Here is a 17733-nt window from a genome sequence, read left to right as displayed (position 1 = left end):
TTGTCGAAAGGGAGGCAAAAAGAAAAAGGAAGAAGAACCAGGCACCGTTTCTTGAAAGAAGAATGTCAACTCGCGCTGCTTTCGTTTTCAAAAGCGGGTGCAAAGGTAAGAACTTTAAAGCATAACTTCCAAATGTTTCGGAAGTTTTTTTTCACTTTTCTTTTCCAAGGCCGAAGTTCCGAAAGAAACCTATGGCAAAGAAGAGAAAAATGGAAGCTTACCGCTCCGTTTTACTGTCAGAATGTCAAAACATCGCCGCCTTCGTTCCCGAAAGCGGATGCAAAAGTAGGGCTTTTACGGACATCTGCAAAATATATACAAGCTTTTTTTGAGGGTTTACGTGAACTTTTTCATAACTCGCTGATTGATAGATATGTTTTAAAGCATATTTTTTAAAGGAAAAAGGAGGCCGGAACGAAGGGGACACATTATATATATACGCGCGCGCGTCGAAATAGACCATTCATACCTTCACATAGACCACAGAACGGCCGGCACCACGCTTGAGGAGCCCAAAGAGAACTGACAATAAACCTGCGAAAGGCTACATCCGGAAAGCCCGGATACTAAACGAGAACTACTGAACAACTTTTCTCACTACAGATATGTTTCTTTCTTACCACACCCGCGTTTCTTTCTTTCCACAGCTGTGGTAAGAAAAGAACATTGCTGTGGAAAGATTAGTTTTTAGAGAAAAACAAGGTAGTACATCGCAGTTTTTTTCCTAACTCTTAGGTGTCATCTACGCACCATACTGCGACAATCAGTAGAAGCCTTTATCAAATCCACTTCTGTGCCCTACCCAAAGAACGCACAACGGCAGCAAACTCTTCCCGAGGAATGATAGCCTTATTACGTGTTTTCAAACGATTATTATAAACGGTCTGAGGTGAATAATGCAAGAATTCGGCAATCTTCACACTATCAGTGATACCTAAACGCACCAAAGCATAAATGCGCAATTCCGTATTCAGCAGCTCACCATCTTTTAGCACAATCTGCTCGTCAGGATGGAGCAAGGCATTGAAGTCACTTACAAAATCCGGATAAATGTGCAAGAAGATAGCATCAAAGTTATGATAGAACTCTTTCAACTCATTCTGTGCCATAGAATGAGTATCGGTTAATGCTTTCACATCCTCCAACTGATTTGCCTTAAGCTTACGATTGATATTTTTCCGATACTCATCCAGCTTGCTGATATAATTGGAACAAATGGAAAAGACATAACCTATGTATTCCTCCTTCACATAGTTGGATTCACGAAGCTGATTATTGGTATCTCTCAACTGTTCATTCAAAGAAGTCAGCTGCACATTCGTTTCTGCCACTTGTCCGTGCATTTTCGAAAGTTCTTCCACATGCTTATTCAGGCGGTTGTTTGCCTCATTCAGCTGTTGGCGCGACTGCTTCAATCGCTTCATCTGCTTATATATATACAGGAAGGCAAACAAGGATATCAAGGACAAGACACTGACCAGTACCAAATACATACGTAACCGCGCTTCTTGCCTCTGATTACGTTCTTGATAGATCTGATGAATGGTGTCCTGCACTGCAGAGATGCCCACTACCCTCACCCGGTTCCGATATGCCAAGGCATTCTGCAAGCAGTAACTCATGTAGACATAGGCATGGTCAATATCACCCAAACTAAAAAGTACCCCCGCCAGCTCTTCCAACGAAGCAATATCTTTATTGGAGATACGTACATCGGCCATAGCAGAATATATCAGGTAAGTCAGATAATTTTCCTGCTCATCGGACTCGCGATAAAAGCAGGCCAGCACGTAAGCATTCATGGCATCGCGCCGAGTGTCGAATGCAGAATTAAGAATTCCCTTCTGCAAACGTTCTTTAAAAACATACATACTGTCCGTACCTTGTACTACCTGCCCTTTATACCACAAGAACAAGGGGTCTTCAGGGGTAAGAACCATATTCAAAGAGTCCTTGTAAACACGCTCCAACTGTGCATAATGTTCATGCAAAGTACCCTCACTACCGGTATACTGATTGAAATGCGAATACAGATACAGCATTTGCCCGTAATAGTCCACTAATAATTCTTTGGGGAGCGAACCGCCTGAAACTCCGCGCAATTCATCCTGAGCTTCTTTCAACAAACCGGTGGCAGCCAACAGAAAAGACTTTTTTATCTTCCACTCCATCTGCCGGTATTTATCATTCTGCTTATAAACTATATCCAAATTGTCTACCACATAATTCATTGCAGAATCGGCGTTATAGACGCAATACTCATCATAAAGATTTTTATTCAGCCAATATCTCTCTTCCAAAGTACGCACATCCTTTTGCAGCTTGTGCAACTGGGCAATCTTCGCCTCTTTAAGCATAGCAAACGTGTTTTTTTGCGCAATCAGAGAGTCAAGGCGCACCAGCAGTTCTTTTATCTTTTCACTGTAAGGTGCCGCATTCAGAAAGGTACACCCCATCAGTAAAAATAGTAAAGCTATGATTTTTCTTTTCATTTCTATTATTTATATAAGGCTGAGAGCACAAAGATAAATTAATCTATCTAAACATAAGCTACTTCTACCCTAAAAAGTACATGAAAGTTAAGAGGTATTTCGACCATTTATAGCGATAAAACAACATATACAGACCTCCTTCCATAGTAGCTGACCTTTACTTTATACAGCAATCAGCAAGAATATAACTCGCTATATATGTGGCATTTACATTTTACTCCGACTTACTTCTATACATTACCCGCCTATCGGACGAATAAGGTTGTCCACTATCTTTGCAACAGAGAAAGAAAAGTGTACTATGGAAAACATCCAATCTCTATTAGAACATACTTTTCTAAAATAAATTAAATCTTTTAATTAAAGTACTATGAGAATGATTACAAGAAATCTTCTTACGCGGAGTTACAAGCTCCTTCTGACATTACTCGTACTGCTAATGTCAACAAATGCATTTGCCCAACGATTGACAGCTACGGGTAAAGTAGTAGATGCCGCAGGCCTGGAGGTCATTGGTGCATCTGTATTGGAAAAGGGAACAACCAACGGTGTTGTTACCAATCTGGATGGGGAGTTTTCCCTGAGTGTAGGACAGAATGCCACACTGGTAATATCCTTCATCGGCTACAAAACGATAGAGGTAAAAGCAGCCACCAACATGAATATCACATTGCAGGAAGACAACGAACTGCTGGACGAAGTGGTAGTTATCGGTTATGGAAGTGTGAAGCGTAAAGACGTAACCACTGCCGTATCTACGGTTTCTACAAAGGATTTGGACCAACGCCCCATTGTATCGGCAGCCCAAGCCCTACAAGGTAAAGCAGCCGGTGTGTCGGTTATGCAGCCCAGCGGCGAACCGGGCGGTGGTATGAGTATCCGCGTACGTGGTACCACCTCATTCAATGGTAGCAACGACCCGCTCTACGTAGTGGATGGTGTACCTGTAGACAATATCAACTTTCTCTCTCCCAACGACATTGAAAACCTCTCTATTCTGAAGGATGCCTCATCAGCAGCCATCTACGGTTCGCGCGCAGCCAACGGTGTGGTATTGATTACTACCAAGAGCGGCTCGGCAGGCAACGCCAAAGTAGCATTGAACGTACAATATGGCATGACAAAAGTAGGCAAGAGCATGGAAGCACTGAATACAGAACAGTACCGCGAATTGCAAGAAGAAATCGGGGCTGTAAATCCAACTGCTCTTGAAGGGCTGACCGACCAGACAGACTGGTTTGACGAGGTTTACAAGACCGGACAAACCCAGAATTACCAAGTGTCCGTATCAAACGGAAATGAAAAGATGAAATACTTCCTCTCTGCCGGTTATCTGGATGAAAAAGGTATTTTGGAAGGAACATACTTCAAGCGGTATAGCTTCCGCGCCAATATCGACAACCAAATACGCAGCTGGCTGAATGTAAGTGCCAATATCTCCTACTCCGACAACATCGGAAACACCGGCATCATCTCCGGTACGGGTGCCAACCGTGGTGGTGTAGTCCTCTCGGTCATCAACACTCCGACCTATGCTCCTATTTGGGATCCTGAAAAACCGAATCAATACAATAAGAACTTCTATGGAGTGAACATCATGAATCCGATGGAAAACCTGGCCCGCCAGAAAAACAACAAGAACAAGGAAAACCGCCTCATCGCATCCGGAGCCGCTACCATCAGCTTCCTACCCAACCTAAAGTTGAAATCATCTGTAGCCCTGGACCGCCGTAACGGTGTAAGCACCACATTCCTCGATCCAATATCGACCACCGACGGACGCAACAGCTTCGGTACAGCCTCTGACAACCGGAATATGAATACCGTGTTGGTTTTCGATAATATATTGACTTACAATACCAATATCAAGAAGCACGGCATCGACGTAATGGCAGGTTCTTCCTATACCAAATCGGACTATACCAACAGCTGGATAAACGGCTCACATTTCCGGGACGATAAAATACAGACCCTGAACGCTGCCAATAAAATTTCATGGGACGGTACCGGAACAGGAGCTTCACAGTGGGCCATCTCTTCCTATTTCGCCCGTGTGTCCTACAACTATGACAGCAAGTACATGCTTACCATGAACATGCGTGCCGACGGTTCATCCAAGCTGCATCCCGACCATCGCTGGGGTATTTTCCCCTCCTTCTCGGCTGCATGGCGCATTTCGTCGGAAAAGTTCATGAAAGACATCGCTTGGATTGATGACTTGAAGCTCCGCGGTGGCTGGGGACAGACCGGTAACCAAAGCGGTATAGGCGATTACTCGTATCTGCAACGTTACAACATCAACCGCATACCCTGGTTTGAAGAAGGTAACGACCATGCAGTTCCCGGTATCAGCCAGGCCAACCTGAGAACAAGTGACCTGAAATGGGAAACTACCAACCAGACGAACATCGGTCTTGACTTGACTGTACTGAACAACAGACTAACCTTCAGCATGGACTACTATTACAAGAAAACTACAGACATGTTGATGAATGTAAGTCTGCCTGCTGGTGCGGCAGCAACCACCAGCATCACCCGTAACGAAGGCGAGATGACCAACAAGGGATTCGAGTTCGCCATCAACTCCCATAACCTGACCGGCGAGTTTTCTTGGGATACAGACTTCAACATTTCTTTCAATAAGAACAAGCTGACCAAGCTGTCATTGCAGAAAATCTATACAGCAGCAAGCAGTGCCGAGGTGGTGAAAGAAAATATCGTACGCAATGAGCCCGGACGTCCTTTGGGTGGTTTCTACGGCTACATCAGCGACGGTGTAGACCCCGAAACCGGTAACCTGATTTATCGCGACCTTAACGAAGACGGCAAGATTTCCACTTCTGACCGTACCTATATCGGCGACCCGAATCCCGACTTCATCTACGGATTGACAAACACCTTTACATGGAAAGACCTCAGCCTGAGCATCTTCATCCAAGGAAGCTACGGAAACGACATCTTCAATGTGTCCCGTATGGAAACCGAAGGTATGTATGACGGTAAAAACCAGTCAACGGAAGTATTGAAACGCTGGAGAATTCCCGGACAGATTACGAATGTCCCGAAAGCCAACTTCAACATCAAGAACTCCACTTACTTTGTAGAAGACGGCAGCTACCTGCGTGTCAAAGACATTTCACTCTCTTACAACATCCGTTGCCGCCAGTTCAAGAAATGGGGTATCAGCCGCGTACAGCCTTATTTTACCGCCAGCAATTTGCTGACCTGGACCAGCTATTCAGGTATGGATCCTGAAGTGAACCAATATGGCAACAGCGGTTCTGTACAGGGCATCGACTATGGAACTTACCCGCAGAGCAAATCATTCGTTTTCGGTATCAATGTTGAATTCTAAAAAAGGAAGAAATAACTTATGAAACTAAACCATATATATAAAAGTATAGCTTGCGGTGTATTGTTGGCAATGACCGCAACCTCATGTGACTTGGACTATAATCCGGTAGACACCTACTCGGATGTAACGGAAGGAGTGAACAAAACTGATGAAAAGCCTATTTTCAACAGTGTGCAAGACGTGGAAACTTCAATGGTAACCCTTCACAAAAAATTTCGTGACCAGCAGGAGCACTGGTATGTCGACAAACTGCTTATCGGTGACGCTCATTCCGATAATGCCTACGCCGGAACAACGGGGGCCGAAGTGGTGCCTTACGAAACCAACTCCATTGAAGGCTCTAATTCTGTACTAAAACGTGACTGGGACCGTTTCTTAGGCGACATTGCCGTTGCCAACCGCATCATCGTGGGCTGTGACCAGCTCAAGGCACTCAGTGAAAGTGAACGCGGCAAGTATCAGTCACAAGCCAAGATATTCCGTGCCATGGTCATGTTCGATATGGTACGCTTATGGGGTAACTTCCCGGTCATCACTACCGTGGGCGGTGACATTACCGAAGACAACGTAGAAGAAATGTACCCGACCTATTTTCCTCCACAGAATACGGCTGAAGAGGCTTACGCCCAAATAGAGAAAGACCTGACTGAAGCAGTGGAAAACCCCAACACACCGACAAACGACACATCAGACAAGAGCATACTTACCAAATCGGTGGCACGTGCCATGCTTGCCAAGGTCTATGCAGAAAAACCTCTGCGCGATTATGCAAAGGTTATCAAATATGCCGATGAACTTGCTGCCGACGGCTTCGACCTCGTGGAAGACTTCAGCGACCTTTGGGCGTATGATACGGAAAAAAAAGACTGCCGGGTACGCAATACCAAGGAGGCAATTCTCGAAGCCCACTTTCCTCCCGGCTCCGGCAACTGGTGTACTTGGATGTTCGGCCGTAACTTGAGCAACTGGGATGAAAGTTTCACCTGGGCCAAATGGATTACCCCTTCCCGTGACCTTATCCGCCTCTATGAAGAGCAAGGAGACACGAAACGTTACAATGAATCTGTTGTATGGTATGACTGCGGATGGAGCAACTATTATCCGGCAGACCATTATGCCTTCATGTACAAATGCCGCTCTGCGTTCAACAGCATTATCTATCTGCGATATGCCGATATCCTGCTCCTCAAAGCCGAAGCAAAAATTATGGGAGAGGCTCCCGACCTGAACGGTGCAGCCGACATCATCGACCGCATCCGCAACCGCGCCGGACTGGGCAAACTTCCACAAAGCACCCGCAGCAGTAAAGAAGCATTGCTCCAAGCTTATATGGACGAACGCCGCATGGAGCTTGCCTTTGAAGGACAGCGCTGGTACGACCTTTGCCGCCTCAATAAGGTAGAAGAAGTGATGAACGCCGTTTACGCCAAAGACAGCGGCCGCCATGCACAAGAAAATCTGTTCAATGAGAACTCCTATCTGCTGGCTATTCCCCAAGGAGCCATCGACCAGAACGAAAATCTGATACAGAACCCGGGCTATTAATACTAATGAGTAATATAAAAATCAATTGAATATGAATTTAAGAAATATATTCACTACCGCATTAGGTTGCTTCACCATACTGGCAGCCTGCGGCAATGACAATGACAGTAACATCACCCCTACACCGGAACCCAAGCCAGACCAACCCACGGAAGAGGCAAAGGATGTTACCCTCTATGTAACGAACACCAGTCGTACTTATGATTTGACAAAGTCCGGGCTGGCCTTCGGCACCGGAAGCAACATGTCACCTTCTACCGTGACACTTGACCCTGCCACCCGCTATCAGGAAATGGACGGTTTCGGTGCAGCCATCACCGGCTCTACCGGTTACAACCTGATGCAGATGACACAAGAGAACCGCACGAAGTTTCTGACTGAAACATTCTCGGACAAAGAAGGCTACGGCTTCAGCTATGTACGTATTGCCATCGGTTGTTCCGACTTCTCATTCAGTGAATTCACTTGCTGTGACGAAAAGGGACTTGAGCACTTTGCCCTTCCGATGGAAGACACCAAATATGTGATTCCTATATTGAAGGAAATTCTGGCAATCAATCCTGCCGTCAAAATAATTGCCGCTCCCTGGACATGTCCGAAGTGGATGAAAGTGAAAAGCCTGGAGAAACGTGTACCCTTTGACTCATGGACCAGCGGACACTTGAACCCCGAATATTACAGAACGTATGGCGACTATTTCGTAAAATGGATACAAGCTTTCGAAAAGGAAGGCATCAAAATCCACGCTGTGACTCCGCAGAACGAACCGCTGAACCACGGTAACTCAGCATCCTTGTTCATGGGATGGGAAGAAGCCCGTGACTTCATCAAGACCGGCCTGGGCCCTGCCTTCAAAGAAGCCGGAGTTACTACAAAGATTTATGTTTTCGACCATAACTATAACTACGACAATCTGGCCGATCAAAAAAGTTACCCCACCAAGATTTATGATGATGCGGAAGCCTCACAGTACATTGCAGGTGCTGCCTACCACAATTATGGCGGCAACCGTTCCGAACTGCTGAACATCCATAAGCTTTACCCCAACAAGGAATTGCTTTTCACAGAAACGTCTATCGGCACCTGGAACTCCGGCCGCGATTTAGAAGCACGTCTGCTTAACGATATGGAAGAAATAGCATTGGGGACAGCCAACAACTGGTGCCGCGGTGCCATTGTGTGGAACCTGATGTTAGACAGTGACCTGGGACCGGTAAGCCCTTCAGACGGTTCTTGCAAGACCTGCTACGGTGCAGTGGATATTGACAATACAAACTATTCTAAAATTGTCCGTAATTCCCATTATTACCTTATCGGGCACATGTCTTCAGTCGTGAAACCGGGAGCTGTACGTATCGGAACGACCGGTTACACAGCCAACGGAATCACCTACTCCGCCTTCGAGAATACGGACGGTACCTATGCATTCGTATTGGCAAACAACAATGCAGATGCCAAGCGAATCACCGTAAGCGACGGCACACACTACTTTTCCTACGAAGTTCCGGCCAAAGCAGTCGTTTCTTACCGTTGGAAAAAATAAAACTAATAATTTAAACAGAAGATTATAATGAAAAGCTTAAAATACTATCTAATGGCATTGGCAGGCATAGCCATGCTGAATGCTTGCAGCGATGACGATCCGGTTCCCGGCAACCCGACAATGGACTTTCAGGCAGAACCTTCTTCAGCCTTGTTCGGAGACAGTCTGCCTTTTACAATCAAGGCATCGGACGCAGATGTACCCCTTTCCACGTTAAAAGCGCGGTTATACTTCAGCGACGAAATGGTGTCAGAGACTATAATCCGTACAAAAGTAAACGGTCAAGACTATACCGGGAAAATATATGTTCCCTATCTGGCAAATATTCCCAACGGAACAGCTACATTGAAGTTCATTCTACAGAACATCAATTTCACAATTACAGAGAAAAGCTATGACGTGGCGCTGAGCCGTCCGGACTTCCCTTACCTGACTCTGGTTTCGGGAGACCAGGAATACCGCATGGAAAAAACCGCAGCCAATCAGTATAGCGTGACCGGTGAATTTGCACAAAAAGTAAAAGGATACATCAAAGCTCCTAAAGTAGGTGCCAACGGCAATGAAATCAACTTCGGATGGAGTAACGGTGCCATTACGCAAGGCACCTCCAGTGAAATCACCTTCTCCAGTCTGTCAGCTGGAGAATATTCCATCTCCTTCAATACGTTGACTTATGCAGCCGCTCCTTTCGTGAAACTACTGCTGAACGGTTCTGAAATGGAGATGGTGGATGATGACCATTACAGCATCGACCTCAATCTGAAGCAAGGGGACAACATCACTGCAGACATTCCCAACTTCGACCAATATTGGATAGACCCCGACTTCTTCGAAAAGAATGAAGACGGTTCGCTGAAGTTCCTGCCCATCGATGGAACTTATCGCGTCATTGCCAACCTGGCCCTGAATTATCTGGAAGTATTGAAAATGAACGGAACAAGCACCGCCACTCTGAACGATGACGGAACCGGCGCCCTTTGGATTATCGGTGACGGTATCGGTAAACCTTCCGTAGCGACCAATGCCGTAGGTTGGACTACAGAAAAAGGTCTCTGCATGTCACAGATTGAAGCGAAGAAGTATCAGGTAACAGTAGTAGCGGGAGAGCAAATCAAATCTGATGACATCAACTTCAAGTTCTTCCACCAGCAAGGTTGGGGAGGTGAATATAAAAACGATGCCTTGTCTACCACCAGTGACTTAGTATTTATAGGTGACGGTACCAACGGACGTGATGCCGGCAACTTGGGCCTCGTAGAAGGCAAAAGCCTGGAAAACGGTGTCGCTTACCGGTTCACAGTTGACGTAACGGCAGGTGTCTCTTCGGCAGTTCTGACAGTAGAAAAGGTAGAAAGATAGACGGATAACGCAGAAGATTAACTAAATGAGAAAGGGGCTGGCTCTATAAAAGAGTTCAGCCCCTCTTGTTTATGCAGAATATATGTTCCGGATTTAGCTTAAACCTTCTTTCGCCTCTTCTTGTGGAATACGTATCGAAGTGTAAAGCTCAAGAATGGCGGCTATCGTCAGAGACACAATCCATTCATTGCCCCTTGTAAAGAGCATGAATGCCCCCGTAAGCACCAGCAAAAGCGCACCGAATATTTGCTGTCGGCGCAGGCGTTTGACAGTGGGACTTTTACATTTGGACGGAGAATTAATTTGGGCCAAAGCAACCATCGTAGCGCCGATAGTATATATATAAGGTGAAAGAGGCCAGCCCGTGATATAAACGGCAGCTCCTGCCAAGAGCATCACGGCCCCTACTGCGAAAAGGGCGGGTATCAGTTGTTTCATTCTTCTATATCTTCTTCAAATACATAAATATCCTCATTGGGCTTTTTCATCAGATACTTCTCACGGGCAATCCGTTCGATGGCACCGGAGTCGACGGCAAGCTCATTGAGCCGTTCGGTATTCTCCTCGTATTCCTTGCGGTACTTTTCTATTTCATCGCGCAGACGGCTTTCTTCCCGGGCGTAACCCAAACGGCGTACAACACTGTTCTCATCCAGGAACCCGATAATTACAGCAAACAACGCAAGCGTAATCAGATATTTATGCTTGCGGACAAAAGACCAAAGAGAAGCAAGTTTATCCATCTCGTTATCTACTATTTAGCAATTTATCATTCATGATGGAGCTTGTCCATCATATAACTTCACGTCACAAAGATAAGAGGAATAACCGAAAGATTTCTTTTTTTTGTGTACATTTGCACAAAAAGCAAAGAATATCCCAAATATGGAAAACTATATCGTATCTGCACGGAAATATCGTCCCTCGACCTTTGAGTCCGTAGTAGGCCAACGTGCACTGACCACTACCTTGAAGAATGCCATTGCCACCGGAAAACTGGCGCATGCCTATCTTTTTTGCGGTCCGAGAGGCGTGGGAAAAACAACTTGTGCCCGTATCTTTGCTAAAACAATCAACTGCATGAGCCCCACAGCAGACGGTGAAGCATGCAACCAGTGTGAATCCTGTACTTCCTTCAATGAGCAGCGCTCCTACAATATCCATGAGCTGGATGCCGCCTCAAACAACTCTGTGGATGACATCCGCCAATTGGTGGAGCAGGTACGCATACCACCTCAAATAGGTAAATACAAAGTATATATCATTGACGAGGTACATATGCTGTCCGCCTCGGCTTTCAATGCTTTCCTGAAAACACTGGAAGAGCCTCCACGCCATGCCATATTCATCCTTGCCACTACCGAGAAGCACAAGATACTGCCCACCATCCTTTCACGCTGCCAAATATATGATTTCAGTCGGATTGGTGTGGAAGATACCGTAGCACACCTCGCATATGTCGCCTCCAAAGAAGGTATCACTGCTGAACCGGAAGCGTTGAATGTCATTGCCCTCAAAGCAGACGGCGGTATGCGCGACGCACTATCCATCTTCGACCAGGTGGTAAGCTTCACCGGAGGACACATCACCTATAAGAGCGTGATTGAAAACCTCAATGTGCTGGACTATGAATACTACTTCAAACTAACCGGATTCTTTCTTGAGAACAAAATCAGTGACGCGTTGCTATTACTGAATGATGTGCTCAACAAAGGCTTCGACGGCAGCCACTTCATCACCGGACTTTCATCCCACCTGCGCGACTTGCTTGTCAGCAAAGACCCGGCGACACTGCCGTTGCTTGAAGTGGGCGCAAGCATCCGCGAACGTTACCAAGCACAAGCACAGCAATGCCCCCTCCCTTTTCTTTACCGTGCCATGAAGCTCTGCAACGATTGTGACCTGAACTACCGTGCCAGTAAAAACAAACGGCTACTGGTAGAGCTCACTCTGATACAAGTGGCACAACTGACCGCCGAGGAGGACGACGGTGCCAATGGGCGCAGCCCTAAACAAGCTATAAAACCCATATTCACGCAGCCTGCCGCCGCTCAGCAGCCACAGGCCACTGCTGCCACGCCCCAACAAACCGTACAGCCGGCAGTACAGACAAACAGCACTCCCCAACCTGCTGCCACGCAGCATAGTAATGCAACAACTCCACATGCCACACCTGCTGCCGTATTAATGGCGCAAGGGAGAGAAGAGAAAAAAATTCCGGTCATGAAAATGTCCGGATTAGGGGTCTCCATCAAACGCCCCCATATAGAAGAGGAACAAAGAAACCCTTCATCTAACCCTACTGCCGCCCACCAAGCAGCACAACCGGAAGAAGACTACATCTTCAATGAAAGGGATTTGAACTATTACTGGCAGGAGTATGCCGGACGTATGCCCAAGGATCAAGTAGCCATTGCCAAGCGCATGCAGAACATGCGCATCACTTTAATAAATGACACAACTTTTGAGGCTGTGGTAGACAATGAAATCGTTGCCAAGGAATTTACCGGCATGATACCCACTCTGCAAAATTACCTACGTACCCGGCTAAAGAACCGCAAAGTCACCATGACTGTCCGGATTAGTGCTCCTACTGAAAAGGTACGTGCCTACGGACGCGTTGAAAAATTCCAGATGATGGCACAAAAGAACAGTGCCCTATTACAACTAAAAGAAGAGTTTGGTTTGGAACTGTATTAATCCCTTCCAATCGCCTGCATAAAGTTGCTAACAAATTGAGTATAAAGGATAAAAAAAGCATCTATTTAATTTTTTATTTATTCATTTATATTTATTTTTGCCAATAATAAACAAAAGAGGCAAACAAACATTTGAGAACAAAAATGATTATATGGATGCTATTGGGGCAGATACTGTATACTTCTGTCTTATCAGCACATACAATAGCCAATCAAGAAAAGCAGAGTATTCTGCAATCATTGGTCAAAAGACAAGTTCTCTATGATGACTCCATATCCATAGACAGTGTCATTGCGTGGAGCGAGCAACTTCTTCCCACCCAACAATCAAATGAAGATAGAACAACGTATTTTCTATTACAACTTCAATTGGCCAATGCCTATACATTGCGCGGCGATATCAGCTTAGCGACGAACCGGGCACAACTTATGTACGAAGAAGCTAAAGCAACAGACTACCAATTTGGTATGGTAGTGGCCAACCAAGCCATCGGAGACGCCTATAATACAATAGCCAACATGGGGGATAAAGCCCTGGAATCATACCAGGATGCTTTGACTGAACTATCCAACATTTCAGACCAGCATCCATATAGGGCACAGCTTCTTTTAAAAATGTCCAACGTTCTGCAACGGAAAGGACGTCTGGAAGAAGCGGAAAAAATCCTGGAAGAGCTGGAGAAAATATTATATCAGGAGCCTGACTACCCGACAGACTTCTTTTTCTGCATCGAAAAGACGAATTTTGCCATTTCCCATGGACACCTCTCACAAGACTATCTTGATGAAGCAAACATCTGGCTCCACAAAATGGACTCCATTTACCAACTGCACCCAGAGAAGTTCTATCGGTTTCACTTGGATTATACCACTGCCGCCTACTATAGAGCCATGGGAAATTGGGACAAACAATACTGGAAACAAGCTCTGGACATCTACTCCAAATTGCAAGCAGAATACTCCGGTAATAAGCGCTCCACGTATTACCGCTGGACTTCGCTGGAAAAAATCTATCTCTGTAAAATACAAGGCATGGCCATGGAAGCCTGCCGAATCTACCAGGAATTGTATCCTCCTATAGATACACTCGCTTCACAAAGCTATATCCGGCAAATCAATACGATAAAGGCAAAATACCAGGTAGATAAGGCAGAGACGGCCAGCAATAACGAATACAATAAAATCATAACCAGCATATTGGTAGGAACGATGGCATTAGTAACGTTATTTGTTCTACTTGCCATCCTACTCAAAAGGCAACGGGAAAAGGTGAAACTCTCCACCCAAAAACTGGCAACATCACGGATAAATGCCGAAAATGCCATGCGTGCAAAAAGCGTGTTCCTCTCGAACATGAGCCATGAAATCCGTACCCCACTCAATGCATTATCGGGCTTTTCATCCCTATTGACGGAAGAGGGACTGGACGATGAGACACGCCGTCAGTGCAATGAAGTTATCCAACAGAACTCAGAACTATTGCTGAAGCTTATTAACGACGTGATAGATCTATCGAGTCTTGAATTCGGCAAACTGCAATTCTGTATTGCACAACATGATGCCGTAAGCATCTGCAGAAACGTGATAGATACCGTGAACAAAGTGAAACAGACACAAGCTGAACTTACATTCACCACCGAGCTGGAAGAAATGCCCATCGAGACTGACGACTCACGCCTGCAGCAAGTCCTGATTAACCTACTGATAAATGCTACCAAATTTACCCCACAAGGCAGCATTGTCCTAAAGCTGGAAAAAGAAACGGACGACACCGTACTATTCACCGTAACAGATACCGGTTGCGGCATTCCCAAAGACAAGCAAGCCAACATTTTCCAACGTTTTGAAAAGCTGAATGAGAATGCTCAAGGCAGTGGGTTGGGACTCTCCATATGCCAACTTATCATAGAGCATATCGGCGGACAAATATGGATTGATTCAGAGTATGCCGAAGGCTCACGCTTCTGCTTCACCCATCCCATAAGCCAGAAAGGCAGAAAGGAGAATAAGAAATGAAACAGATATTTACATTGCTCATTGCCTTATGCTGGCTGTTACCGTCCGCACACGCAGATGTGCGACGGACAGAAGCCAAGGATAGCCTGCTACGTATATATCTTGCCTCCCCAGCCGATACCACCAGATTGGAAACCCTATATCAGATAGCACTGCTTGACCAACTGTCACCGACATTCATCTATTACGAGAACAAATTACTGGAAGAGGCCATCGCCCAGAAAAATATACTTTACCAGAGTGCGGCCATATATGCGCACATTATTTATTACTACAACCTACTGGACCAAAAACATGCAGAACAATGGCTGAAGAGGCTCGAACAGTTGTCTGAAGAGCACAACTACTACCGTCATTACTTCAGAGGCAAAAAGATGATGATAGAATTCTATGTCATCAGCCAGAAGATTGAATTAGCCCTCAAACAAGCACAAGACATGTACGACAAGGCTCAAAGTCTTGGCAACCATGACGGTATGCGCGAAGCATGCCTATGCCTGATGACTGGATATTTCAATACCTTACGTTACAAAGAAGGAATCACCTACCTAAACAAGGCTTTTGAACTGACAAGTCCGGATTCCTCCCTTGCCACTCAGATTGATTTATTGACAAAAGCGGTACTGGCTTACTCATATCTGCATGACAATGACAACATGTTCCGGTATCTGGAGGAACTCAACAATGCAAAAAACAGATTGCAGGAAGAAGGCACCACCGTACTGACAAACGGCTATACCAATTTGTATCTGCTCATAGATTTACAATACGCCCTTTACTATACCCGCCTTCAACGTCCTGCGGAAGCATGGGAATATTTGCAGAAAGCAGAGCGGCATCTCAGTACATCTTCATTTCTTCCTTATCGGTTGATACGTTTGGCAGCATATGCCGAATATTACCAACTGACAAAAGAATACGACAAAGCTTTGGTTTATTTAGAAGACGCCATTGAACTTGTAACCCCTATTTCACTGGATGATGCCATGATTTATGGACTTCAGAAAGCGGATATATTAGTAAAGATGGGGTTTCCGGACGACGCACTTCCTGTCTATAAACAAATAACCAAGGCAAAAGATTCGTTATATACAGTATTCTCCACCTCACAGATAGAACAGATACAAAGCCTATATAATATGGACCAACTGCTTTTCCAAAAAGAACAGCGGCAAGCCACTTTTCACCGTATCTGTCTCGTTACCTCCATCATCATCATTATAGCCTTGTTACTTTTCAACCTACATATGTATAGAAGCAGGAAGCGGCTGCAACAAGATGAGAAGGAAATGCGTAAATTGGCAATTATTGCCGAAGAAGCCAACGAAATAAAAAGCCGTTTCCTTGCCAATATGAGTTATAATATCCGTATCCCACTGAACAATGTAGTCGGTTTCTCCCAACTGCTTTCCACCGACAACGAGCTGGATGAAGAAGAGCGAAAAGAGTATTCCTGTATTATCCAAGCCAATTCGGGTGAGCTTATCCAACTGGTAAACGACGTATTGGACCTCTCACGCCTGGAAGCGAATATGATGAAATTTCAATTGCAGGATTGTAATGTAAAAGAATGGTGCAACGAACTAGATTGTCTAATACAAATGCGCAGTGAAGGCCGTATCCTCCTGGAACTACAAGTGGAGGTAGGAGATGTACGTATCCATACCGACGTCAACCGCCTTACACAAATAGTGACAAGTATGCTGCTTTATCCGAACGACTGCAAAGAAACACGCAAAGTCAGCATGTTCTTGGTCAACCATCCGGACAAACACATCATCGCATGCCGGATAGAGAACAGTCCTATAGCCGATTCCAGGTTTGCCTCTCAAAAAGTATCAGTGCAACAGAAAATCAACCAGTTGTTCTTTGAACATTTCAAAGGTACCTATCAAACCGAGAATGTCGAAGAAGGAGAAATCGCAGTGATTACTTTTACCTATCCGACTCTTTCTTAAAAGTTGAAAATCGGCTTAAGCTCCAGCTAAAGCCAATAGTATCAGAGCAATTCGTTTACGAAATTCAAAAACGAACATTTTTCAGTCTCTGCGGTATGCTGTGTCGCTTTCTCGACTCCTTATTTAGACGACATACAAATTATACGTTTTTAATCAAGATTGATAGCAAGTAATAAAGAAAACCACTATTTTTGCCAAACGAATTAGTACTAATAATAATTTAAATCTAAAAGAAAATGGCTTACGTAATTAGTGACGATTGTATTGCTTGCGGAACTTGTATCGACGAGTGTCCGGTTGGCGCTATCTCTGAAGGTGATATCTATCATATCGACCCTGAGACTTGCACAGAGTGTGGTACTTGTGCAGATGTTTGTCCTTCTGAAGCAATTCATCCGGGAGAATAATACAATCCCAGTATCAAAAACAAAAGCGTGGGTAGATAAACTGCCTGCGCTTTTTTATATCCCCCACGTGAGATTCAGTACCTTCACCCCCCTCATTGTTATTTTCTATATACGGATAATACGTTAGTTCACAGACATGAACACTTTGTTCCATAAGTATAAAACAAAGTGTTCATATAGTAGAAAACAAAATGTTCGTATAATATAAAACAAAGTGTTTATACTGTATGGAACAGAGTGTTCGCTATAATGAAACAAAGTGTTCGTCATAACAAAACAAAGTGTTCGTCATAACAAAACAAAGTGTTCGTCATAACAAAACGAACAGTCCGCTTTGATGAAACGAACTGTTCGTGACA

At 45.0% G+C, this 17733-nt stretch carries 12 protein-coding genes; 9 read left to right on the top strand and 3 right to left on the bottom strand.

Annotated features, from left to right (window positions below):
• Positions 1-396 (top strand): hypothetical protein (locus DW096_RS19420; RefSeq protein ID WP_199711486.1); only part of this gene is annotated, 396 nt, incomplete at its 5' end.
• A 383-nt stretch (positions 397-779) separates the two neighbouring features.
• Here the strand turns inward: DW096_RS19420 and DW096_RS11340 are convergent.
• On the bottom strand, positions 780-2492 hold the full coding sequence (locus DW096_RS11340; RefSeq protein ID WP_009037815.1) for a DUF6377 domain-containing protein: 1713 nt from the start codon (positions 2490-2492) through the stop codon (positions 780-782).
• Between the two features lie 439 nt (positions 2493-2931).
• Between DW096_RS11340 and DW096_RS11335 the strand changes: the two genes are divergently transcribed.
• The 4 genes from DW096_RS11335 to DW096_RS11320 are packed head-to-tail and all read left to right on the top strand — an operon-like array spanning position 2932 to position 10294.
• The gene (locus DW096_RS11335; protein WP_369872094.1) at positions 2932-5847 is read left to right on the top strand and encodes a SusC/RagA family TonB-linked outer membrane protein; all 2916 of its coding nucleotides are present in this window, start codon (positions 2932-2934) and stop codon (positions 5845-5847) included.
• Between the two features lie 18 nt (positions 5848-5865).
• On the top strand, positions 5866-7392 hold the full coding sequence (locus DW096_RS11330) for a RagB/SusD family nutrient uptake outer membrane protein (RefSeq protein ID WP_044467472.1): 1527 nt from the start codon (positions 5866-5868) through the stop codon (positions 7390-7392).
• A 31-nt stretch (positions 7393-7423) separates the two neighbouring features.
• Complete coding sequence (locus DW096_RS11325; RefSeq protein WP_118931021.1) at positions 7424-8935, top strand: glycoside hydrolase family 30 beta sandwich domain-containing protein; 1512 nt, start codon at positions 7424-7426, stop codon at positions 8933-8935.
• Between the two features lie 27 nt (positions 8936-8962).
• Positions 8963-10294: a DUF5125 domain-containing protein gene (locus DW096_RS11320; RefSeq protein ID WP_117720781.1), complete on the top strand. Its 1332-nt coding sequence runs from the start codon at positions 8963-8965 to the stop codon at positions 10292-10294.
• A gap of 93 nt (positions 10295-10387) precedes the next feature.
• Here DW096_RS11320 and DW096_RS11315 read toward each other — a convergent pair whose 3' ends face one another.
• Both DW096_RS11315 and DW096_RS11310 read right to left on the bottom strand, forming a co-directional pair.
• Positions 10388-10732, bottom strand: coding sequence for a hypothetical protein (locus tag DW096_RS11315; RefSeq protein WP_005834878.1), 345 nt, complete (start codon positions 10730-10732; stop codon positions 10388-10390).
• Positions 10729-11037 carry a septum formation initiator family protein gene (locus DW096_RS11310; protein WP_005824736.1) on the bottom strand — a complete coding sequence of 103 codons (309 nt, stop codon included), beginning with the start codon at positions 11035-11037 and terminating at the stop codon, positions 10729-10731. Before DW096_RS11310 ends, DW096_RS11315 begins: the two co-directional genes overlap by 4 nt.
• Before the next feature lie 142 nt (positions 11038-11179).
• On the opposite strand from DW096_RS11310, the gene DW096_RS11305 reads away from it, so the two are divergent.
• The 4 genes from DW096_RS11305 to DW096_RS11290 all read left to right on the top strand — a co-directional run bounded on the left by DW096_RS11305 (position 11180) and on the right by DW096_RS11290 (position 17374).
• A complete protein-coding gene (locus DW096_RS11305) occupies positions 11180-12994 on the top strand; it encodes a DNA polymerase III subunit gamma/tau (protein ID WP_022400867.1) in 1815 nt (604 codons plus the stop codon).
• Between the two features lie 143 nt (positions 12995-13137).
• Positions 13138-15009 carry a sensor histidine kinase gene (locus DW096_RS11300; protein WP_055288241.1) on the top strand — a complete coding sequence of 624 codons (1872 nt, stop codon included), beginning with the start codon at positions 13138-13140 and terminating at the stop codon, positions 15007-15009.
• Positions 15006-16967 (top strand): HAMP domain-containing sensor histidine kinase, encoded by a 1962-nt coding sequence (locus DW096_RS11295; protein WP_005834874.1) that lies wholly within the window; start codon positions 15006-15008, stop codon positions 16965-16967. The genes DW096_RS11300 and DW096_RS11295 overlap by 4 nt, the downstream gene beginning before the upstream one ends.
• A gap of 236 nt (positions 16968-17203) precedes the next feature.
• Positions 17204-17374 (top strand): DUF362 domain-containing protein, encoded by a 171-nt coding sequence (locus DW096_RS11290; protein WP_005834872.1) that lies wholly within the window; start codon positions 17204-17206, stop codon positions 17372-17374.
• Positions 17375-17733 lie beyond the last annotated feature (359 nt).

Origin of the sequence: Bacteroides sp. AM07-18 (assembly GCF_003602695.1) — a bacterium.
GTDB lineage: Bacteria > Bacteroidota > Bacteroidia > Bacteroidales > Bacteroidaceae > Bacteroides > Bacteroides uniformis.
Note: the sequence above shows the minus strand (reverse complement) of the source record. Positions and strands in the feature narration are given on the sequence as shown.

Excerpts from the sequence above, each read along its gene's own strand:
- DW096_RS11340 (WP_009037815.1), bottom strand. The coding sequence starts at position 2,492 with ATGAAAAGAAAAATCATAGCTTTACTATTTTTACTGATGGGGTGTACC.
- DW096_RS11335 (WP_369872094.1), top strand. The coding sequence starts at position 2,932 with ATGTCAACAAATGCATTTGCCCAACGATTGACAGCTACGGGTAAAGTA.
- DW096_RS11330 (WP_044467472.1), top strand. The coding sequence starts at position 5,866 with ATGAAACTAAACCATATATATAAAAGTATAGCTTGCGGTGTATTGTTG.
- DW096_RS11325 (WP_118931021.1), top strand. The coding sequence starts at position 7,424 with ATGAATTTAAGAAATATATTCACTACCGCATTAGGTTGCTTCACCATA.
- DW096_RS11320 (WP_117720781.1), top strand. The coding sequence starts at position 8,963 with ATGAAAAGCTTAAAATACTATCTAATGGCATTGGCAGGCATAGCCATG.
- DW096_RS11315 (WP_005834878.1), bottom strand. The coding sequence starts at position 10,732 with ATGAAACAACTGATACCCGCCCTTTTCGCAGTAGGGGCCGTGATGCTC.
- DW096_RS11310 (WP_005824736.1), bottom strand. The coding sequence starts at position 11,037 with ATGGATAAACTTGCTTCTCTTTGGTCTTTTGTCCGCAAGCATAAATAT.
- DW096_RS11305 (WP_022400867.1), top strand. The coding sequence starts at position 11,180 with ATGGAAAACTATATCGTATCTGCACGGAAATATCGTCCCTCGACCTTT.
- DW096_RS11300 (WP_055288241.1), top strand. The coding sequence starts at position 13,138 with ATGATTATATGGATGCTATTGGGGCAGATACTGTATACTTCTGTCTTA.
- DW096_RS11295 (WP_005834874.1), top strand. The coding sequence starts at position 15,006 with ATGAAACAGATATTTACATTGCTCATTGCCTTATGCTGGCTGTTACCG.
- DW096_RS11290 (WP_005834872.1), top strand. The coding sequence starts at position 17,204 with ATGGCTTACGTAATTAGTGACGATTGTATTGCTTGCGGAACTTGTATC.